Source organism: Rhodococcus sp. PvR044 (assembly GCF_040548995.1).
GTDB classification, from domain to species: Bacteria; Actinomycetota; Actinomycetes; order Mycobacteriales; family Mycobacteriaceae; genus Rhodococcus_G; species Rhodococcus_G oryzae.
Genome location: NZ_JBEPSX010000009.1, coordinates 78913 through 99248, shown reverse-complemented (window position 1 = coordinate 99248; position 20336 = coordinate 78913). Strand labels below are relative to the sequence as shown.

Annotated in this window: 19 protein-coding genes; 13 read left to right on the top strand and 6 right to left on the bottom strand. The window is 69.5% G+C overall.

Going from position 1 to position 20336, the window contains the following annotated elements:
* Positions 1-63: 63 nt before the first annotated feature.
* The gene (locus ABIC28_RS20135; RefSeq protein ID WP_354580510.1) at positions 64-873 is read left to right on the top strand and encodes a metal-dependent hydrolase; all 810 of its coding nucleotides are present in this window, start codon (positions 64-66) and stop codon (positions 871-873) included.
* Here ABIC28_RS20135 and ABIC28_RS20130 read toward each other — a convergent pair.
* The 3 genes from ABIC28_RS20130 to ABIC28_RS20120 are packed head-to-tail and all read right to left on the bottom strand — an operon-like array spanning position 857 to position 3141.
* A complete protein-coding gene (locus ABIC28_RS20130) occupies positions 857-1999 on the bottom strand; it encodes a lycopene cyclase family protein (RefSeq protein ID WP_097209834.1) in 1143 nt (380 codons plus the stop codon). The genes ABIC28_RS20135 and ABIC28_RS20130 overlap by 17 nt on opposite strands.
* Positions 2000-2003: 4 nt before the next feature.
* The gene (locus tag ABIC28_RS20125) at positions 2004-2351 is read right to left on the bottom strand and encodes a VOC family protein (protein WP_209926328.1); all 348 of its coding nucleotides are present in this window, start codon (positions 2349-2351) and stop codon (positions 2004-2006) included.
* A 19-nt stretch (positions 2352-2370) separates the two neighbouring features.
* Entirely contained in the window at positions 2371-3141 is a 771-nt protein-coding gene (locus ABIC28_RS20120; protein WP_097209832.1) for an SDR family oxidoreductase, read from the bottom strand.
* Between the two features lie 141 nt (positions 3142-3282).
* Between ABIC28_RS20120 and ABIC28_RS20115 the strand changes: the two genes are divergently transcribed.
* Positions 3283-4914 (top strand): ABC-F family ATP-binding cassette domain-containing protein, encoded by a 1632-nt coding sequence (locus ABIC28_RS20115; RefSeq protein ID WP_209926329.1) that lies wholly within the window; start codon positions 3283-3285, stop codon positions 4912-4914.
* 115 nt (positions 4915-5029) lie between these two features.
* Positions 5030-5254 (top strand): helix-turn-helix domain-containing protein, encoded by a 225-nt coding sequence (locus ABIC28_RS20110; protein ID WP_077041561.1) that lies wholly within the window; start codon positions 5030-5032, stop codon positions 5252-5254.
* Between the two features lie 18 nt (positions 5255-5272).
* Here ABIC28_RS20110 and ABIC28_RS20105 read toward each other — a convergent pair whose 3' ends face one another.
* Positions 5273-5839: a TetR/AcrR family transcriptional regulator gene (locus ABIC28_RS20105; RefSeq protein ID WP_077041562.1), complete on the bottom strand. Its 567-nt coding sequence runs from the start codon at positions 5837-5839 to the stop codon at positions 5273-5275.
* Positions 5840-6011: 172 nt separating this feature from the next.
* Entirely contained in the window at positions 6012-8834 is a 2823-nt protein-coding gene (locus ABIC28_RS20100) for an aconitate hydratase (protein WP_502945051.1), read from the bottom strand.
* A 342-nt stretch (positions 8835-9176) separates the two neighbouring features.
* On the opposite strand from ABIC28_RS20100, the gene ABIC28_RS20095 reads away from it, so the two are divergent.
* The 9 genes from ABIC28_RS20095 to ABIC28_RS20055 all read left to right on the top strand — a co-directional run bounded on the left by ABIC28_RS20095 (position 9177) and on the right by ABIC28_RS20055 (position 18574).
* Positions 9177-9683: an Rv1476 family membrane protein gene (locus tag ABIC28_RS20095; RefSeq protein ID WP_354580504.1), complete on the top strand. Its 507-nt coding sequence runs from the start codon at positions 9177-9179 to the stop codon at positions 9681-9683.
* Between the two features lie 419 nt (positions 9684-10102).
* Positions 10103-11602 carry an NlpC/P60 family protein gene (locus tag ABIC28_RS20090; protein ID WP_097209829.1) on the top strand — a complete coding sequence of 500 codons (1500 nt, stop codon included), beginning with the start codon at positions 10103-10105 and terminating at the stop codon, positions 11600-11602.
* Between the two features lie 64 nt (positions 11603-11666).
* Positions 11667-12788 (top strand): chaperone MoxR1, encoded by a 1122-nt coding sequence (locus tag ABIC28_RS20085; RefSeq protein WP_136909387.1) that lies wholly within the window; start codon positions 11667-11669, stop codon positions 12786-12788.
* Positions 12785-13753, top strand: a complete 969-nt coding sequence (locus ABIC28_RS20080) for a DUF58 domain-containing protein (RefSeq protein ID WP_097209827.1) — start codon at positions 12785-12787, stop codon at positions 13751-13753. Before ABIC28_RS20085 ends, ABIC28_RS20080 begins: the two co-directional genes overlap by 4 nt.
* Positions 13750-14730 carry a VWA domain-containing protein gene (locus ABIC28_RS20075; protein ID WP_097209826.1) on the top strand — a complete coding sequence of 327 codons (981 nt, stop codon included), beginning with the start codon at positions 13750-13752 and terminating at the stop codon, positions 14728-14730. Before ABIC28_RS20080 ends, ABIC28_RS20075 begins: the two co-directional genes overlap by 4 nt.
* Positions 14731-14801: 71 nt before the next feature.
* Positions 14802-15524: a 3-oxoacyl-ACP reductase FabG1 gene (gene fabG1 / locus ABIC28_RS20070; protein WP_027501904.1), complete on the top strand. Its 723-nt coding sequence runs from the start codon at positions 14802-14804 to the stop codon at positions 15522-15524.
* 52 nt (positions 15525-15576) lie between these two features.
* The gene (gene inhA, locus ABIC28_RS20065; RefSeq protein WP_097209824.1) at positions 15577-16374 is read left to right on the top strand and encodes an NADH-dependent enoyl-ACP reductase InhA; all 798 of its coding nucleotides are present in this window, start codon (positions 15577-15579) and stop codon (positions 16372-16374) included.
* Between the two features lie 17 nt (positions 16375-16391).
* Positions 16392-17447, top strand: a complete 1056-nt coding sequence (locus ABIC28_RS20060; RefSeq protein ID WP_097209823.1) for a ferrochelatase — start codon at positions 16392-16394, stop codon at positions 17445-17447.
* 236 nt (positions 17448-17683) lie between these two features.
* Positions 17684-18574 (top strand): class I SAM-dependent methyltransferase, encoded by an 891-nt coding sequence (locus ABIC28_RS20055; RefSeq protein ID WP_097209973.1) that lies wholly within the window; start codon positions 17684-17686, stop codon positions 18572-18574.
* 7 nt (positions 18575-18581) lie between these two features.
* Here the strand turns inward: ABIC28_RS20055 and ABIC28_RS20050 are convergent, their stop codons facing one another.
* Positions 18582-19394, bottom strand: a complete 813-nt coding sequence (locus ABIC28_RS20050; protein ID WP_097209822.1) for an Rv1486c family protein — start codon at positions 19392-19394, stop codon at positions 18582-18584.
* Positions 19395-19461: 67 nt separating this feature from the next.
* Here ABIC28_RS20050 and ABIC28_RS20045 point away from each other — a divergent pair, with 67 nt between their 5' ends.
* Positions 19462-20292 carry a DUF3097 domain-containing protein gene (locus ABIC28_RS20045; RefSeq protein WP_257016970.1) on the top strand — a complete coding sequence of 277 codons (831 nt, stop codon included), beginning with the start codon at positions 19462-19464 and terminating at the stop codon, positions 20290-20292.
* Positions 20293-20336: the final 44 nt, after the last annotated feature.

Sequence of the window (20336 nt, the reverse complement as noted above, 5' to 3'; positions counted from 1 at the left end):
GTTTTGTGTGGGCGGCTCCGATCGGGCACTGCTCGACGGTTTCTCCGAAAGGCGTTCTCTCACATGGTGATGGGTGCTACCCATGCTGTTTCCGGCGCGGTCGCGGGTCTGCTTGCCGCACAGGTTCTTCCACCCGAATGGGGTGGGCCGACCTCGACGGCCGAGGTGTTCACCTTTGCGGGAGTGTGCGCGGGTGCCGCGCTGCTGCCCGACCTCGACACGGCGCAGTCCACGGTCGCGAGGTCCTTCGGTCCGGTCAGCCAGCTGGTCGCCCGCGGTGTGGACGAGCTCTCGTTGTGGTTCTACCGGCTCACCCGCGGGAAACGGGACCCCAAGCGTCGCGGCGGCCATCGGACGCTCACGCACACAGCGTTGTTCGCGATCGCGTTGAGCGCGGGTATCTCCGCGTTGGTGATCGAGTTCGGGCGCCCGGCGATCATCGGCACCCTGTTCGTCACCCTCGGCCTGGCGCTGCGCGGCCTGGCGGGGAGCTGGGCCGCGCGCAACGGCTGGATCGCGGTCACCCTCGTCGCCGCGGCGCTCTCGGCGTTCACCTGGACCTGGTACCCGGACGAGGTGGGCTCCAGGGCACTCGGCGTCGCGGTTGGCCTCGGATGCGCGGTGCACTGCCTCGGCGATGCGATCACCAAGGAGGGCGTGCCGTTCCTCGCGCCGTTCCTGCCCTGGGGGCGCAGGCGGTGGTGGGAGCTGCGCCTGCCGTCGATGCTCTCGATCCGGGCAGGCGGCACGGTCGAAAAGGTGGTGCTCGGTCCGCTGCTGACCCTCGTCGCGGTTGGTCTTGCGGTCTGGGCGATCGACGGTGTCCCCGGCGCGGTCACCGAGGTCGTGGCCGAGATCAGCGCCTGGGGTTGATGGTCGGCAGCGCCGCTCTCGCCAGCGTGCGCCGGACCGGGTTCGGGGCTCGTCGGAACACCGCGGCCATCGCCAGGCCCACGGCCACCGGGTCGGCACGCTCGGAGAGATAGGCGTGCTGTCGGCCGGCGGGCAAGTCGAAGAACGCCTCGAAGAACTCCGTTGTGAGTGGGGGTGGCAGCCGGAGCAGCGCGCGCAGCCCGACCTCGCGCAGACCGCGGACCGCCCGGGCGGCGGGCGGCCACAGCGCGGCTGTCGGATCGTCGTCGTCGAGGATGGCGCCGACCAGCCCGTCGACGGCGGACAGCGCGGCGGCGACGCTGTATCCGGTGCCGGGGTGCATGATCCCGGCGCGGGCGCCGAACGTGGCCGTCGCGCCCTCCGCGCGCGGAACCTGAACCGGGAACCGCACCCGTTCGCGTTCCCCGTTGGCGGCAACCGGCACCCTCCGCGCGCGCAGCCTGGTCTCCAGGCGCGTGCGCAACACCTCCTGGGACAGCCCCGGTCTGCCCACCAGGCAGGTCTCCTCGAGGAGGACCCGGTCGTGGCCGAGGGGGACCGCGTAGAGGAACGACGGGGTCTCGTCCGGTGCCGCACCGTTGTCCGCGCGCCAGTCCATGAACCATGCCTCGCCGTCCCCGACGATCGGGACCGCGGCCTCCCCGGACACCACCACGCCGTAGGCGGTCTGCTCCGCCAGTCCCCGCGCGGGCCGGGCGCCGCGGGCATCGATCACCTGTCGGGCGCGCAGTCGGCTGCCGTCCCGGAGGATCACCCGGTCCGGCTCGACGTCGGCGGCGGTTCCGGCGAGCACCCGGGCGGAGCCGAGATCCAGCGCCGCCCGCAACGCGTCGTTGTCGAGCACGCAGTAGGGCCGCGCCAGCACGTGCTCGCGGGTGGTCCACACCCGGGGCCGGTCGACCCGGGCCGCGGCCACCGAGTGCCCGCCGAGCCAATCCGGCAGCTCGTCGCACCACGCCGCGTAGGTGGGCGTCCAGCGACGGTCGGGATGCGGATCGACGGCGACCACGTCGAGCCCGGCGGCGGTGGCCCGGTGGGCCAGCGCCCGGCCGGCAGGCCCCAGTCCGACCACGGCGAGATCGGCCGCCGGTTCGCGGGTCGTCATCGGATCACTGGTGGCTCACGACATTGACCACGCGGCCGTTGGGGTCGCGGACGAAGAACCGGCGCACGCCCCACTCCTCGTCCTGCAGTGGGTGCACGATCTCCGCGCCCGCCTCGACGACGGTCGCGTACACCGCGTCCACGTCGTCCACCTCGACGCTCAGGTCGGGATGGACGGCCGCGGTGGCGTCCGCGCCCATGAGCGTCAGCTGGGCCGTCGGGTTCGACGGCGACGCCAGGGTCCTCACCCAGCCCAGGTTCATGACTTCAACGAAGCCGAGGAGGCCGTAGAACCTGCGGCTCCCGTCCAGATCGTCGGTGCGGATGTCCGGCACGACTCGACGAATGGTCACAGCATCTCCTCACTCATGACTACATCGAACCCGTCGAGAGCAGCCCGCCGTCCACCCGGACCGTCTCGCCGGTGATCCAGGAGGCGGCGTCCGAGACCAGGAATCCGACCAGGTTCGCGACGTCCTCCGGCGACCCGAGCCGCTTCATCGGGTAGCCGGCCGCGGCCTGATCCTCGCCCGCCGCGACCAGGGCGGCCGCGAACTGCGTCTTCACGATGCCAGGGGCCACCGCGTTGACCCGGATCTTCGGCCCGAGCTGCCAGGCCAGTTCCTCGGTCAGGCGGATCAGCGCAGCCTTCGAGGCGCCGTAGGCGGCGATCACCCCGGTCGATCGCAGTCCGCCGACGCTGGCCAGGTTGACCACCGCGCCGCCGTGTTCGCCCATCCAGGCCTTGTATGCCTGCTGGATGTAGCCGAGAGCGGCGACCACGTTCACGTCGAAGATCTTCCTGACCGCGTCCAGGTCGGCATCCATCAGCGACCCGAAGACCGGGTTGATGCCGGTGTTGTTGACCAGGATGTCGAGCGAGCCCAGCTCGGCCACGGTCCGCGTGACCGCCTCCGCGCGCGCGTCCGCGTCGCCCGCGTTGCCCGCGATCGGCAGGACAACGGCCCCGGCGACGGCGGTACGAAGCTCCTGCGCGGCGGCCTCCAGCGGCTCCGGCTTGCGGGCGGTGATGGCGACCGCGGCGCCGCGCGCGAGGAATTCGGCCGCGATGGCCCGGCCGATGCCGCGGCTCGCGCCCGTGACCAGCGCCGTCTTTCCCTGCAGATCCTTCGGGTGCGTCATCTGCGGAACGTTAGCCGAATCACATCGCCGCGCAACTACCGCAGGGAATGTCACGGTAAAGTGGAGCGTTCTTGTGTCTCGTGCGCCGTCGGCGTTTGCCCGGCCACGAAAAAGTTTCCCGTTTCCATTTAGGAGTTCTAGTTGATTACCGCCACCGACCTCGAAGTTCGTGCCGGTGTGCGGACCTTGCTCTCCGCGCCGGGACCCGCCCTGCGGGTCCAGGCAGGCGACCGGATCGGCCTCGTCGGCCGGAACGGTGCAGGCAAGACCACCACGCTGCGCATCCTCGCGGGCGAGGGCGAGCCCTACGCGGGCTCGGTGATCCGCACCGGCGACCTCGGATACCTCCCGCAGGACCCCAAGGAGGGCGACCTCAGCGTCCTCGCCAAGGACCGGGTGCTCTCCGCGCGAGGCCTGGACACCATCATCCGGGACATGGAAAAGCAGCAGACCCTGATGGCCGAGCTGGTCGACGGCGCCGAGCTGGACAAGGCCGTGCGCAGGTACGGCGCGTTGGAGGACCGGTTCTCGTCCCTCGGCGGCTACGTCGCGGAGAGCGAGGCGGCCCGGATCTGCAACAGCCTCGGGCTCGCGGACCGGATCCTCGCCCAGCCGCTGCGCACGCTGTCCGGTGGTCAGCGCCGCCGCGTCGAGCTGGCCCGCATCCTGTTCGCCGCCTCGGACGGCAGCGGCGGCCGATCGGACACCACGCTGCTCCTCGACGAGCCCACCAACCACCTCGACGCCGACTCGATCACCTGGCTGCGCGGGTTCCTGCAGAACCACGACGGTGGGCTCATCGTGATCAGCCACGACGTGGAGCTCCTCGGGGACGTCGTGAACCGGGTCTGGTTCCTGGACGCGGTCCGCGGCGAGGCCGACATCTACAACATGAACTGGAAGAAGTACCTCGACGCGCGCGCCACCGACGAGCAGCGGCGGCGGCGCGAGCGCGCCAACGCCGAGAAGAAGGCGGGCGCACTGCGGGTGCAGGCCGCCAAGCTCGGTGCCAAGGCGACGAAGGCGACCGCGGCCCAGAACATGGCCAAGCGCGCCGACAAGCTGATGGCCGCCCTCGACGAGGTCCGGGTCTCGGACAAGGTCGCGCACATCCGCTTCCCGGAGCCCGCGGCCTGCGGCAAGACGCCGCTGATGGCGAAGAACCTGACCAAGATGTACGGCTCGCTGGAGATCTTCGCGGGCGTCGACCTGGCCATCGACCGCGGTAGCCGGGTGGTCGTGCTCGGGCTCAACGGCGCGGGCAAGACGACCCTGCTGCGGATCCTGGCGGGCACCGAGCAGGCCAATGCCGGCGAGCTGGTGCCCGGTCACGGGATGAAGGTCGGCTACTTCGCGCAGGAGCACGACACCCTCGACGACGACGCCTCGGTGTGGGAGAACATCCGGCACGCCGCGCCGGACACGGGGGAGCAGGAGCTGCGCTCGCTGCTCGGCGCGTTCATGTTCACCGGCCCGCAGCTCGAGCAGCCTGCCGGCACCCTCTCCGGCGGTGAGAAGACGCGCCTCGCGCTGGCCGGCCTGGTCTCCTCGGCGGCCAACGTCCTGCTGCTGGACGAGCCGACCAACAACCTGGACCCGATCTCGCGCGAGCAGGTGCTCGACGCGCTGCGCAGCTACAAGGGTGCCGTCGTGCTGGTCACCCACGACCCCGGCGCCGCGGAGGCGCTGAACCCGGAGCGGGTCATCCTGCTGCCCGACGGCCAGGAGGACCACTGGTCGCAGGAGTACCTGGAACTGATTCAGCTGGCCTGATCGTTGCCGCGGCGCGGCGCGGGTGGCTAGCCTGAGAGTGTTCGCTCAAGTCCGCCGAATGACGGCACGCGCCGCGCGCGAGGGATTCGTGCGCACTCCTGTACGGAGGTCAGCCATGGCCGAGCTCACGCGACTACCCAAGGGCGCCCGGGTGTCTGGGGGTGCGCGGGAGGCCCTGCAGACCGAGCTGCGGGATCGCTATCAGTCGGGCACAAGCATCCGGACGCTGGCGGACGCCACCGGCCGCTCGTACGGATTCATCCGGGCCCTGCTCACCGAGGCGGGCGTGACGCTGCGCGGCCGCGGCGGCGCGAACCGCCGCGGCCGCCTCTCGCATTGATCGCGGGCGCCGATCGCGTCACTCCCTGCGGCGGACCGATTCCTCGACCAGGTCCAGCACGGCGGACAGGTTCTCGCCCGCGTGTCCCGACGCGATCCGGGCGATGAGCCCGTCGAGGACCAGATCGAGATAACCGACCAGCACATCGGTCGGGAGGTCGTCCCGCAGCCGGCCCGCGGACTTCTGGCGTTCGAGCCGGTTGATCGTCGCCTCGGTCAGTTCCGCGCTGCGCTGGGACCAGCCCCGCGCGAACTCGGGGTCGGTCCGGAGTCGGCGGGCGATCTCGAGCCGGGTGCCGAGCCAGTTGAACTGGTCCGGCTGGGCCAGCATGTCCCGCATGACCTGGACAAGGCCCTGGTTCGCGGCGACATCGGCCATCCGCATGGCGTCCTCGTGCGCGAGCGCGAGGAACAGGCCGTCCTTGTCCTTGAAGTGGTGGAAAATCGCTCCCCGCGAGAGACCGGTGGTCTCCTCGAGGCGGCGCACGGTGGCACCGTCGTAGCCGTACTCCGCGAAGCAGCGGCGAGCGCCGTCGAGGATCTGGCTCCGCCGTGCGGCGAGGTGGTCTTCGCTGACCTTCGGCACTAGGCTCCCTCCTTCGTCGGTCGCCCGTGAGTGTTTTCGGCCCTTCGCGAGATATGTCGCGTCATGCACTAAGCGCGCACGACCACGTTCCTCGGTCGGTAACTGTCCGCTGGAAGTGGTCGTGCGCGCTTAGTGCCGATCTGGGCCGAAAACACTCATGGGCGCGTAGCGCCTAGCCCTTGATCATGTTGCGGAGCACGTACTGCAGGATGCCGCCGTTGCGGTAGTAGTCCGCCTCACCGGGGGTGTCGATGCGGACGACCGCGTCGAACTCCACCTTGGTGCCGTCCGTCTTGGTGGCCGTGACCTTCATGGTCTTCGGGGTGACGCCCTCGTTGAGCTTGGCGATGCCCGTGATGTCGAAGGTCTCGGTGCCGTCCAGGCCCAGCGACGCGGCGGACTGGCCGACCGGGAACTGCAGCGGCACAACGCCCATGCCGATGAGGTTGGAGCGGTGGATGCGCTCGAACGACTCGGTGATGACGGCCTTGACGCCGAGCAGGCTGGTGCCCTTGGCGGCCCAGTCACGCGAGGAGCCGGAGCCGTACTCCTTGCCGCCGAGGACGACCAGCGGGATGCCGGCGGCCTGGTAGTTCTGCGACGCGTCGTAGATGAACGACTGCGGGCCGCCCTCGAGGGTGAAGTCGCGGGTGTAGCCGCCCGAGACGTCGTCGAGGAGCTGGTTGCGCAGGCGGATGTTCGCGAACGTGCCGCGGATCATCACCTCGTGGTTACCGCGACGCGAGCCGAGGGAGTTGTAGTCCTTGCGCTCGACACCGTTGGCGTCCAGGTACTGCGCGGCCGGGGTACCGGGCTTGATGGGGCCTGCCGGGCTGATGTGGTCGGTGGTGACCGAGTCGCCCAGCAGCGCAAGGACGCGGGCGCCCGTGATGTCGGTGACCGGGGTGGTCTCCATCGTCATGCCCTCGAAGTACGGCGCCTTGCGGACGTAGGTCGAGTTCTCGTCCCACGCGAAGGTGTCGCCCTCCGGGGTGGACAGGTTCTGCCAGCGCTCGTCGCCCTTGAAGACGTTGGCGTAGGAGTTGACGAACATGTCCTGGTTGATCGAGGACGCGATGGTCGCCTCGATCTCCTGCGTCGAGGGCCAGATGTCCTTCAGGAAGACGTCGTTGCCGTCCTGGTCCTGTCCGAGGGCATCGGTCTCGAAGTCGAAGTCCATGGTGCCTGCGAGACCGTAGGCGATGACCAGCGGCGGGGAGGCCAGGTAGTTCATCTTGACGTCGGGGGAGATGCGACCCTCGAAGTTGCGGTTGCCCGAGAGCACCGCGGTGACCGACAGGTCGTTGTCGTTGATCGCCTTGGAGATGTTCTCCGGCAGGGGACCGGTGTTGCCGATGCAGGTGGTGCAGCCGTAGCCACCGAGGTAGTAGCCGAGCTTCTCGAGGTACGGCCAGAGGCCGGCCTTCTCGTAGTAGTCGTTGACGACCTGCGAGCCCGGCGCCATGTTGGTCTTGACCCACGGCTTGGTGGACAGGCCCTTCTCGACCGCGTTGCGGGCCAGCAGGGCGGCGCCCAGCATCACCGACGGGTTCGAGGTGTTGGTGCAGGAGGTGATGCCCGCGACCACGACGGCGCCGTGGTCGAGCACGAACTCGCCCTGCTCCGGGGTGGTGACGCGCACCGGCTTGGAGGGGCGGCCCTCGGCGCCGTTCGCGGCCGACGCCACGGCGCCCGCACCGTCGTCGGCGAAGGACAGCGCGGCGGGATCGGATGCGGGGAAGGACTCCTCGACGGCCTCGTCCAGCTGGCTGTGGTCGGCTGCGGCGTGATCCTCCACGTAGGTGTGGATGTCGCGACGGAACGCGTTCTTCGAGTCCGAGAGCAGGATGCGGTCCTGCGGGCGCTTCGGGCCTGCGATGGACGGCACCACGGAGCCGAGATCCAGCTCGAGGTACTCGGAGTAGTTGGGCTCGGCGTCGGCGTCGTGCCACATGCCCTGTTCCTTGGCGTACGCCTCGACGAGCGCGAGCTGCTCCTCGCTGCGGCCGGTCAGGCGCAGGTAGTTCACGGTCTCCTCGTCGATCGGGAAGATCGCGGCGGTGGAACCGAACTCGGGGCTCATGTTGCCAAGGGTGGCGCGGTTGGCCAGCGGCACCTCGGCGACGCCCTTGCCGTAGAACTCCACGAACTTGCCGACGACACCGTGCTTGCGCAGCATGTCGGTGACGGTGAGCACCACGTCGGTGGCGGTCACGCCGGGCTTGATCTCGCCGGTCAGCTTGAAGCCGACGACGCGCGGGATCAGCATGGAGACCGGCTGGCCGAGCATCGCGGCCTCGGCCTCGATGCCGCCGACGCCCCAGCCCAGCACGCCGAGGCCGTTGACCATGGTGGTGTGCGAGTCGGTGCCGACGCAGGTGTCGGGGTACGCCTGGCCGTTACGGATCATGACGGTGGGCGCCAGGTACTCGATGTTGACCTGGTGCACGATGCCCATGCCCGGGGGGACGACCTTGAAGTCGTCGAACGCGCCCTGGCCCCAGCGCAGGAACTGGTAACGCTCGCCGTTGCGCTGGTACTCGAGGTCGACGTTGCGCTCGAGGGCATCGGCGCGGCCGAAGACGTCGAGGATGACCGAGTGGTCGATGACCATGTCGGCGGGGGAGAGAGGGTTGACCTTGCTCGGGTCGCCGCCGAGAGCGGTGACGGCCTCACGCATGGTGGCGAGGTCGACGATGCAGGGCACGCCGGTGAAGTCCTGCATGATCACGCGGGCCGGGGTGAACTGGATCTCGATGCTCGGGTCGGCCGACGGATCCCAGCTCGCGATCGAGCGGATGTGGTCGGCGGTGATGTTCGCGCCGTCTTCGGTGCGCAGCAGGTTCTCTGCCAGGACCTTCAGTGCATAGGGCAACTTCTCGGTGCCGGGAACGGCGTTGAGGCGGAAGATCTCATACGAGTTCTCTCCGACCTCGAGGGTTCCCTTGGCGCCGAACGAATCAATACTGGTGCTCACGTCAGCTCCACTCGTCATTGAGGTTCGCCGTCGACGGGGCTGTGCCGACGGCTGAAGCGAAGCGCATCGCGGCGGACCAAACGGTCACGCCGGGCGCATCGCGGCAAGTCTAACAGTACGCTTGTCCTGTGAGAATTTCGGGCATGTGCGTAGGGCGCATCGCGCCCGATCCGACACCTGTCGATTCTTGTCGACGGCACCGGCGGTCGCAACGCGGCAATCCCGGGTTTCGCCGCGCCGCGACGAGTGTCACGTAATGTGCATCGGGTCAGCAGCGATGGTCCCCATGCCGTCGTACCCGTAACCGCTGCATATCCCTCGACCCGATCCGGATGAAAGATGCCTGCTGCTCTCACCTCTGTGTTTCGTCCGGTCCTGGCTGACGTCCCCCCCGATATCGGCATCGACGCGATCCTGGCCGACGTCCAGGACGACGGGGTGTCGGCGCCCGCGAGTGATGTGGACGGGCTCAGGAGTGTCGTGGTCCGGGCCGAGCAGGACGGGGTCGAGCTGAGCGTCGTCGTGCTTGCGGCGAACCCGGTGCGGGATTCGCAACTGCGGGACATCGCGACCGAGGTGGGCAAGCAGGAGGGCGGCACCGTGCTGGTGCTGAGCCCGAGTTGGGTGGGTACCTACAGCGACACCCTCAGCCGGGTCACCGTCGAGGACGCGCAGGACAAGGCGTACACCGGAAACGCGGTGGCCTCGGCCGACAATTTCCTCGGCGCGATCACGCGGCCGGACCCGCCGTACGGGCTCATTACGGCGGCGCTGGTGCTGCTGGTCGGCGGCGTTGCCGCGGTGAGCCTTTGGGCGCGCTCACGGCGTTCGGCGGCCACCGTCGACGGCGACGTCGACGCTCGATAAGCCGACTCATTCGGGTGGCCGTCCGCGCCGCCTCGGGATGGATCCGTCCGCCGCGAGAAATCCCAACTCCGCGAATATCTTTCGCAACCGATTCGACAAACCCGCAGCTCACGGCGCCCCGTGGGTGTGCGAACCAGTGTTTTTCTTGTGACTAGAGTTCCACTAGTGGACATTGTGTCGTACGATACTTTTGGCACTTATGGGGAAGAAGTGTCGCTTTGAGCAGCATGGCCACGCAAGTGGCGCGAGTTCGACGTTGGCCTGTTGACGTCGTGTGCTGCCGAGCTTGCGCGTCTTCCCTGTGCGGGTACGACCGAGCTGAGCGCTGATCCGTCCGGCTCGGTGGAGAACCGAGGGAGAGACCTGTGAGGCGAAGGGCACCGCGCACGAGGACTCGTAGTGCACAACTGCTGATCGGAATGGCGATAGTGGCCTCCTTGGTCACGGGAACCCCTGGACTGGCCGCCGCAGTGCCGCCGCCACCGCCGAATCCGAGCGAATCCGAACTGCAACAGGCCGGCCAGGGCGTCGACGAGCGCGTCGGTCAGGTCAGCACCCTCATCAACGACGTGGCCGCCGCCGACCAGCAGTTGCGTGCGCTAGACGATGAGGTCGCGATCAAGCGTGAGCAGGTGAACAAGGCGCTGGTCGACCTGCAGATGTCCCGTGACGCGGCCGCAGCGGCCGCGGGTGCGGTCGGCATCAGCCAGCAGGCCCTGCGGGACGCGGGCGCCCAGATCGAGTTGGCGCAGACCAGGTTCGACGAGTTCGCGGCCAGAACGTACAAGCAGGGCACCGGGCTCGCGTCCTTCGCGTCGTTCCTGGGATCGCAGGGGCCAGGGGACGTGCTCGACCGCGCCCAGGTGATGAAGATCCTCGCCACCAACAAGAATTCGGTGATGGACGCGCTGCAACGCGCGAGAACCGAACAGGCGAACAAGGATTCGTCGACCCGCGAGGCGAAGCAACAGGCGGATGTCGCCGCAGTCGCGGCCGAGTCCCGCAAGTCCGACGCCGAGAACGCCATCTCGGTCGCGAGGTCCGCGTTGGCCGAGCAGGCAGGCAAGAAGGCCGCGATCGAGGCGCAGAAGTCGTCGGCGGAGTCCGCGCTCGCGGCGGCAAGGGAGAACGTATCCGGGCTGCAGAGCCAGCGTCAGGCGTTCGTCAACTGGGACACCCAGCGGGCCGCCGAGCAGGCCGCGATCGCCGCCGCGGCGGCCGCTGCCCGAGAGGTCGCGGCCGCGGCCGCGGCGCGCGTCGCCGCAAACCAGGCGGCGAAGGACCGGGCCCGCGAGCTCGCCACGGGACAGCGCCCGCACACCCAGATCGAGGACGACACCGCGACCGATTACGGCACCGAGGAATCGGGCACCGTCGACTCGGAATCCGAGGAGGCCGAGTCCGAAGCGTCGGAGGAGTCCGAGGAGTCGCCGCCGGTCACCACGAAGCCGGTCAAGCCGAAGCCGAAGCCGAGCAAGCCCAAACCGGCCGTCACCGGCAGCGCCGCCGTCGAGACCGTGATCGACCGCGGGATGTCGCAGCTCGGTGTCACCTACGCCTGGGGCGGCGGCGACGAGAACGGGCCGACCCTCGGTATCCGTGACGGTGGCGTGGCGGACAGTTACGGCGATTTCAACAAGGTCGGTTTCGACTGCTCGGGCCTGATGATCTACGCCTTCGCCGGCATCGGCGTCTCGCTGCCGCACTACACCGGCTATCAGTACACCGCGGGCGAGCAGGTTCCGTCCTCGGAGATGCGACGCGGCGACATGATCTTCTACGGACCGAACGCCAGTCAGCATGTTGCGCTGTACCTTGGCAATGGGGAGATGCTGGAGGCGCCGCAGTCCGGTTCCATCGTCAAGGTGTCGCCGGTGCGCTGGGACGGCATGACCCCGTACGTGGTCCGAATGGTGTAGCGACCTGACCGCATTCCGGGACACGGAGGCGGATCGAGGCGATCGATGTGAAAGCGGTGGATTCTTGGTGACCTCAGCTGACGGGGCAACCGGCAGTACGGACGTGCAGATCCTCGAGAAGGTGATCTACGAGGTCAAGCGAGTGATCGTCGGGCAGGACCGGCTGGTCGAGCGCATTCTCGTGGGACTCCTCGCGAAGGGGCACGTGCTCCTCGAGGGCGTGCCCGGCGTCGCCAAGACCCTGGCGGTGGAGACCTTCGCGACCGTCGTCGGCGGTTCGTTCTCCCGCGTGCAGTTCACCCCGGACCTGGTGCCCACCGACCTGGTCGGTACCCGGATCTACCGGCAGGGCCGGGAGGAGTTCGACACCGAGCTCGGTCCCGTCGTCGCGAACTTCGTGCTCGCCGACGAGATCAACCGGGCCCCAGCGAAGGTCCAGTCGGCACTGCTCGAGGTGATGGCCGAGCGCCACGTCACCATCGGCGGCAAGACGTTCCCCATGCCGGAGCCCTTCCTGGTGATGGCGACCCAGAACCCGATCGAGAGCGAGGGCGTCTACCAGCTGCCCGAGGCGCAGCGCGACCGCTTCCTGTTCAAGATCCTGGTGGACTACCCGTCCGTGGAGGAGGAGCGCGAGATCGTCTACCGGATGGGTGTCGCGGCTCCCGAGCCGAAGCCGATCCTGGATCCCGCCGAGCTGATCCGCCTGCAGAAGGCCGCAAGCGCGGTCTTCGTGCACCACGCCCTTGTGGACTACGTGGTTCGCGTCATCGCGGCCACCCGTACCCCCGCCGATCTGGGCCTGACCGACGTGGCCGGGTGGATCGCGTACGGCGCCTCGCCGCGCGCGACGCTCGGCATCATCGCCGCCTCACGCGCCCTCGCGCTGATGCGCGGACGTGACTACGTGGTGCCGCAGGACGTGCTCGAGGTGATCCCGGACGTGCTCCGCCACCGCCTGGTGCTCTCGTACGACGCCCTCGCGGACGACGTCTCACCCGACGACGTCATCACCCGGGTGTTGCAGAGCGTCGGTCTCCCGCAGGTCGCGGCCCAGCCGGTCGCCCCGCCCGCGCAGGCGCCGAACGGAGCGGTCGCCCCGCAGGCGGCCCCGCAGTCCAACGGCACGCCGCAGCAACAGGCTGTCGCCGACCCGACCGCGTCGGTCGGTGGCCAGCAGCGGTGAGCGCCCCGGCTCATCGTGACGGCGGCGCGTTGCCCTCGTTCCGTTCGGGCGAGCTGCGCAACCCGGAGCTGTCCGCGGCCCTGCGCACTCTCGAGCTGACGGTCCGCAGGCGGCTCGACGGCGTCCTGCACGGCGAGCACCTCGGGCTGATCCCGGGGCCGGGCACCGAATCGGGCGACGCCCGCGAGTACCAGCCCGGCGACGACGTTCGCCAGATGGACTGGTCGGTGACCGCGAGGACGACGCATCCGCACGTGCGGATGTCCGTCGCCGATCGCGAGCTCGAGACGTGGCTGGTCGTCGACCTGTCCGCGAGCCTGGACTTCGGGACGACCGGGGCCGAGAAGCGCGACCTGGCGGTGGCCGCCGCGGCCGCCGTCACCCACCTCACCAGCGGGGGCGGCAACCGGATCGGTGCCATCGTCGCGACCGGCGAGCGGACCGTGCGCATCCCCGCGCGCGGCGGCCGGTTGCACGCGCAGGCGATGCTCCGGAAGATCGCGACCACCCCGCACGCCCCGGACGGGGTGCGGGGCGACCTGCGTGGCGCAATCGAGTCGCTGCGCCGACCGCAGCGCCGACGCGGGCTCGCCGTGGTGATCAGCGACTTCCTCGGTCCGCTCGACTGGGAGCGGTCGATGCGCGCGCTGTCAGGCAGGCACGACCTGCTGGGTATCGAGGTCCTCGACCCCCGTGACCTGGAGCTGCCGGATGTCGGAGACGTGGTGCTGCACGACCCGGAGACGGGCCGGACCCGGGAATTCCACACCAGCACCTCACTGCGTGCCGACTTCGCCGCGGCCGCGCAGGAGCACCGCCGCGCCGTCGAGCACACGCTGCGGGGGTGCGGCGCTCCCGTCCTGGCGCTGCGCACCGACCGGGACTGGATCGCCGATGTCGTTCGCTTCGTGGCGTCGCGCCGACACAGTTATGGTGCTCGGGTGAATCGGGTGCCGCGCCAGTGAGCTTCGCTGATTTCGCGTCCCCCCTGTGGTTGGCGTTCCTCGTGGTGGTGGCGGCCCTCGCCGTCGCCTACGTCCTCGTCCAGCGCACCAGGCACAAGCATCTGCTCCGGTTCTCCAACCTCGAGCTGCTCGAGAAGGTCGCCCCGTCGCGGCCAGGACGGTACCGGCACGTGCCCACCGCGCTGGTGCTGTGCGGACTGTTGCTGCTCACGGTGGCGCTCGCAGGCCCGACCTCGGAGAAGCGGGTGCCGCGGAACCGGGCCACCGTGATCATGGTGATCGACGTTTCGCTGTCGATGAAGGCCACCGACGTCGAGCCGACCCGGTTCGACGCCGCCAAGGCCGCCGCGAAGGACTTCGCGGACGGGTTGACGCCCGGGATCAACCTCGGGCTCGTCGCGTTCGCGGGTACCGCCTCGGTCCTGGTCTCGCCGACCATCAATCGCGAGGAGACCAAGACCGCGATCGACCACCTCAAGCTGAGCGAACGCACGGCGACCGGCGAGGCCATCTTCACCTCGCTGCAGTCGATCGAGACGCTCGGTGCGGTCCTTGGCGGCGGGGATCAGGCGCCGCCCGCGCGGATCGTGCTCCTCTCCGACGGGAAGCAGACCGTCCCGGACGACCCGGATGCCCCGCGCGGCGGCTACACCGCCGCACGCGAGGCGAAGGAGAAGGGCGTGCCGATCTCGACGATCTCGTTCGGCACCACCTACGGCACCGTCGACATCGAGGACGAGCGGATCCCGGTCCCGGTCGACGATCCGTCGCTTCGCGAGATCGCGAACCTCTCCGGAGGTAGTTTCTTCACGGCATCCAGCCTCGAGGAGCTGCGCAAGGTCTACGACACCCTCGAGGAACAGATCGGGTTCGAGACGACCAGGGGCGACGCCAGCAGGCCCTGGCTCGTGCTCGGGGTGCTGTGCACAACGGCGGGGCTCGCCATGGCGCTGGTTCTGCGCCAACGCCTGCCCTAGCGGGGCCATGACCCGCCACAATTCCACCGACCGACGCCGATGCGGCGTACACGAACAGATAGGTTGATCGCATGTCGAACACCCCCTCCCCGTCCCGATCCGTGCTCGTGACCGGAGGCAACCGCGGCATCGGCCTCGCGGTGGCCCAGCGTCTGGCGGCGGACGGCCACAAGGTGGCGGTCACGCACCGTGGGTCCGGGGTTCCCGAGGGCTTGTTCGGCGTGAAGTGCGACGTCACCGACGCGGAGTCGGTGGATCGGGCGTTCACCGAGGTCGAGGAGCACCAGGGTCCGGTCGAGGTGCTGGTCGCCAACGCGGGCATCACCGACGACACGCTGCTCATGCGGATGACCGAGGAGCAGTTCACCAACGTCATCGACGCCAACCTGACCGGCGCCTTCCGCTGCGCCAAGCGGGCCAACCGGGGCATGCTGCGCGGACGCTGGGGCCGGATGATCTTCCTCGGCTCGGTGGTGGGCATGGCCGGTCAGGCCGGGCAGATCAACTACGCCGCCTCCAAGGCCGGCGTGATCGGTCTGGCGCGCTCGGTGACCCGCGAGCTGGGTTCGCGGTCCATCACCGCGAACGTGGTGGCGCCCGGCTTCATCGAGACCGACATGACCGCCGATCTGCCGGAGGACATGAAAGAGATGGCAAAGAAGTTCATCCCGCTGCAGCGCGTTGGCAAGGCAGAGGACGTCGCCGCCGTGGTCAGCTTCCTCGCCTCGGAGGACTCCGCGTACGTCTCCGGCGCGGTCATCCCGGTGGACGGCGGCATGGGTATGGGCCACTAGTTCCGCTCGAAACATCACGCACCCAACGACTTTCATTCACAGGAGTAGAAACATGGGCGGACTGCTCGAAGGCAAGACCATCCTCGTCACCGGGATCATCACCGATTCGTCGATCGCGTTCCACGTCGCGAAGGTGGCGCAGGAGCAGGGTGCGAAGGTCATCATCACCGGGTTCGACCGGCTGCGGCTGATCGACCGCATCGCGCAGCGCCTGCCGCAGCCGGTGCCGCCTGCGATCGAGCTCAACGTGCAGGACGATGAGCACCTCGCGACATTGGCGGACCGCGTCCGTGAACTCGCGCCCGAGGGCATCGACGGCGTCGTGCACTCCATCGCGTTCTCTCCGCGCTCCGGCCTGGGTGCACCCTTCCTCGACGCGCCGTGGTCGGACATCTCGACCGCACTCGAGGTGTCGGCCTACTCGTACGCGTCGCTGGCGAAGGCACTGCTGCCGGTGCTCAACGACAACGCCTCGATCGTCGGCATGGACTTCGACCCGTCGCGGGCGATGCCGTTCTACAACTGGATGGGTGTCTCGAAGGCCACCCTCGAGGCAGTCAACCGCTACGTGGCGAAGGAGGTCGGCGTCCGTGGCATCCGCTCGAACCTCGTTGCCGCGGGTCCGATCAAGACCCTGGCCGCCAAGGCCATCGCGGGCGACAGCACCGGACCGGGTGCCGAGCTCGACAGGCTGAACACGGGTTGGGACGACGTCGCACCGATCGGCTGGAACGTCGATGACCCGACGCCCGTCGCCAAGAGCGTCTGCACGGTGCTCTCGGACTGGCTGCCCGGTACCAGCGCCTCGATCATCTACGTCGACGGTGGCTTCCACGCGATGGCCGGATAGGTACGAGCTCTCTCACCATGACCACCGAGTTCGATGCCCTGCTGCTGCTCTCCTTCGGCGGACCCGAGAAGCCCGACGACGTCCGCCCGTTCCTGGAGAACGTGACCAGGGGCAGGGGAGTGCCGCCCGAGCGCCTCGACGAGGTGGTCGAGCACTACCTGCACTTCGGTGGGGTGTCGCCGATCAATCGGCTCAACCGCGACATCATCGCCGCGGTGGAGTCCGAGTTCACTGGTGCGGGAATCGAATTGCCGATCTACTTCGGCAACCGCAACTGGCATCCGATGGTCGAGGACACCGTCGCTCGCATGCGCGACGACGGTGTCCGCTCGGCACTGGTGTTCCCCACCTCGGCGTGGGGCGGCTACTCCGGCTGCCGGCAGTACCACGAGGACATCGAGCGGGCGAGGTCCGCGGTCGGCGACGGGGCGCCCGCGCTGGTGAAGTTGCGCCAGTACTACGACCACCCCCTGCTCATCGCCGCGTTCGCCGAGGCGATCGTCGCGGCCCGCGAGCAGCTCCCCGCGGACCGGCGCGCCGGGGCCCGGCTCGTGTTCACCGCGCACTCCATCCCCGTCTCCGCCGACGCCTCGGCTGGTCCGCCCGCCGACGGCGGCCGGCTCTACAGCCGCCAGGTGGCCGAGGCCGCCCGGTTGTGCGCGGATGCAGTCGGTGTCGAGGAGTTCGACCTGGTCTGGCAGTCGCGGTCGGGTCCGCCGCAGATCCCGTGGCTCGAGCCCGACATCTCTGATCACCTCGACGCGCTGGCCGCGGCGGGCACCGAGGCAGTGATCGTGTGCCCGGTGGGCTTCGTCTCCGATCACCTCGAGGTGATCTGGGACCTGGACACCGAGGCCAGGGACAGGGCCGCCGAGCTCGGGCTTGGTTACGTCCGGGTCGGCACGCCGGGCACCGATCCGCGCTTCGCGCAGCTGGTTTCGGCGCTGGTGCGGGAGCAGTCGGACGGCGCCGCCCCGCAGCGGCTCGGATCGGAACCGCTGTACGGGGCGGGCGCGAACGGCGCCCTGTGTGCGGTGGCGTGCTGCGAGCCGCCGCGCAGGCCGCGGCGCTGACCGCTCGGATCAGGCGGAGATAGCCCTTCGCCGAGCCTGGAGGTGTCGACGATGCCGATGCCGAAACAGATGGAGCAGGCCGACCAGGGCGGGGTCAGCTGTAGGACGCGGAACTGATCACCGAGGATCCTCCTCCTCGGCCCGGCAGGTTGTCGACGTACCTCGTCGACGGTGTCGGGCCGGCGAACACCGGCGTAGTGTTCGGACCGTCGGAACCTGGAGAGGCGATGGTGCTGATGCGTACCGACGGAGACACCTGGGACATCGTGAGCAGCGTGGGCCGCACCGCATTGGGGGTGGCGACCTTCCGGGCGCTGGAATCGGAACGTCCCGATCCGCTGATCACGGACGGATTCGCGCGCTGGTTCGTGGAGGCGGCCGGTGACGAGCACTTCACCCGGCTGCTGGCCGACCCGTCCCCCCTCGAGAAGATGCCGTTCTTCTTTCCTGGCTTCATGGGTGTGCGGACCCGATTCTTCGACGAGTACTTCACCGCGGCGTCCGCCGACGGGGTGGCGCAGGCGGTGATCGTCGCGGCCGGACTGGACGCGCGGGCCTACCGACTGGACTGGGCGCCGGACGTGGCGGTTTTCGAGGTCGACCAGCCGAAGGTGCTGGCTTTCAAATCCGGCGTGCTCGCCGCGCACGGCGCCCGGCCGAAGGTCGACCGCAGGCCAGTCGCCGTCGACCTGCGCGAGGACTGGCCGACCGCACTGGAGGCCGGGGGATTCGACCCCGGCCGGCCGTGTGCGTGGTCGGCCGAGGGCCTGCTGCCGTATCTCCCCGGCGCCGCGCACGATGCGCTCTTCGAGCGGATCGACGGGCTCTCTGCTGCTGGCAGCCGGATCGCCCTCGACGGATTCGGTGCCGGGACGGACGTGAAACGGTTCCTTGCATTGCGGGACAAGTACTTCGGGGACAAGCAGTTGGACGACATCGATATCGCGTCACTGTTCTACGACGACGAACGGGCCGACCCGGCGCAGTGGTTGACCGACCACGGCTGGACCGTGCGGCGGTTCAGCCCGGTCGAACTCACCGCGGCCTACGGTGTGGAGGTCCCGGATCTTCCCGACGACCTCGCGGACCTGGCGCGGACTCCCGCGTACCTGACGGCCACGAAATAGCGGCCGGCTACACCCGCGGCCTGGCTGCTCGCACGGTCGCGGCGACCGCACCCAGGCGGGCCGCCCGGATCGTCGACCAGAGCGGCCGGAGGGTCTCCTCGCGTGCCGCCACGCCCGCGGCGGTCTGCGCTCGGAGTCCGGTTTCGCCCGCGACGGTGAGGATCGCGGCCACCTGGTCGGCGGTGTCGAAGATGCGCAGCGCGCGATCGGGGGTCGATTCGGGGTAGCTGTGGTGCGAGAACTCCTCGAGCGCCTCGGCGACGCGGGCGCGCGGGTCGCGGTCGTCGGCGGCGAACCCGCCGCGCATCGAGGCGAGAGTGTCGGCGGCGTCGCGGACAGCGCTGCGCATCTCGAACTCCGCCTCGCCCAGCCCCATCTGTTCGACGGGCTGCGGGATGACCGGCACCGGGAAAACCGTCCAGCGCAGCACATCCGGCCCCTCCACGGTCGGCACGATGCCGGCCCCCGGCTGGCCGGGGGCACCGACAAGGATGCCCTCCTCGGCGTGGATGGCGGCCGCGGCGAAGTCGGTACCCGTGGGCAGCCCGCGGACATCGCCCGGCGCGGGCAACACAAGGGTGAGCTGGGTGTCCGGGTCCTCGGCGCTCAGCGTGCGGGCGATCCGCATCAGCACGATCGGTCCGTTGTCCTGGAGTTGCGGCCACGGCAGGTCCAGGCGCAGCGCGACCTCCGCGTCGCCGGCCCCGACCAGGTGCATGGGCGCCCAGGACTGGACGGCGTCGATGACGTCGTCGGGGGAGCTGGCCCCCGCGAGCCAGGACGCGGCCCACATGGTCAGGGTGGTGCTGGGACAGGACACGGTATTCCAGCATAGGTCGGCGTGGCGGGCGGCGACCAACCGAATCGGTGTCCTAGCGTTGTCGACCGTGAGTGCACGCGACATGTACGGCGGAAACATCTTCTCCGGTCACACCCGTAGCCGACGGCCGGAGTACCCGAAGGTCCCCGCGGACAAGGGGCTCGTGGTCGAGGACTCGGCGACCGGCTACTGCGGCGCGGTGGTCGGCATGGAGAAGACGTACGACGGCGACTACGTGCGCCTCGAGGACTCTCGACGCCAGACGCGACTGTTCGCCATGCGCGAGGCTGCCTTCCTGATCGACGGCAAGCCGGTGACCCTGGTGCGGCCGACCGCCGCGAAGAAGCCGGCGGCGGCCACCAGGTCCGCGTCCGGATCGACCCGGGTGGAGGGGCTGAAGGCCCGCACCGCGCTGCCGAGCCGGATCTGGGTGGAGGGCATCCACGACGCCGCGCTCGTCGAGCGGGTCTGGGGCCATGACCTGCGGGTCGAGGGCGTCGTGGTCGAGCACCTGGAGGGGCTCGACAATCTCGCCGACCGGCTGGCCGAGTTCCGGCCGGGACCGGGACGGCGGGTCGGCGTGCTCGCCGACCATCTGGTCGAGGGCTCGAAGGAGTCCCGGATGACACAGAACGTCGGACCGCACGTGCTGGTCACCGGTCATCCGTACATCGACGTGTGGGAGGCGGTGCGGCCCAAGGCGGTCGGCATCGCGGCGTGGCCGAAGATCCCGCGCGGGCAGGACTGGAAGACGGGAATCTGCCGCGAGCTGGGCTGGGGGACCCCACAGGACGGGTGGCGCCGCGTCTACGGCGCCGTGTCCAGCTTCCGCGACCTGGAGTCGCCGCTGATCGGCGCGGTCGAGCGGCTGGTCGACTTCGTCACCGCCACGGACTGATCCCGCGGTCGCTTCCCGGGCCGCACTCGCGGGGAACTCTGGTT

Coding starts and splice junctions, on each gene's coding strand:
- ABIC28_RS20135 (WP_354580510.1), top strand. CDS start 64: ATGGTGATGGGTGCTACCCATGCTGTTTCCGGCGCGGTCGCGGGTCTG.
- ABIC28_RS20130 (WP_097209834.1), bottom strand. CDS start 1,999: ATGACGACCCGCGAACCGGCGGCCGATCTCGCCGTGGTCGGACTGGGG.
- ABIC28_RS20120 (WP_097209832.1), bottom strand. CDS start 3,141: ATGACGCACCCGAAGGATCTGCAGGGAAAGACGGCGCTGGTCACGGGC.
- ABIC28_RS20110 (WP_077041561.1), top strand. CDS start 5,030: ATGGCCGAGCTCACGCGACTACCCAAGGGCGCCCGGGTGTCTGGGGGT.
- ABIC28_RS20100 (WP_502945051.1), bottom strand. CDS start 8,834: ATGACGAGTGGAGCTGACGTGAGCACCAGTATTGATTCGTTCGGCGCC.
- ABIC28_RS20090 (WP_097209829.1), top strand. CDS start 10,103: ATGGCGATAGTGGCCTCCTTGGTCACGGGAACCCCTGGACTGGCCGCC.
- fabG1 (WP_027501904.1), top strand. CDS start 14,802: ATGTCGAACACCCCCTCCCCGTCCCGATCCGTGCTCGTGACCGGAGGC.
- inhA (WP_097209824.1), top strand. CDS start 15,577: ATGGGCGGACTGCTCGAAGGCAAGACCATCCTCGTCACCGGGATCATC.
- ABIC28_RS20060 (WP_097209823.1), top strand. CDS start 16,392: ATGACCACCGAGTTCGATGCCCTGCTGCTGCTCTCCTTCGGCGGACCC.
- ABIC28_RS20055 (WP_097209973.1), top strand. CDS start 17,684: ATGCGTACCGACGGAGACACCTGGGACATCGTGAGCAGCGTGGGCCGC.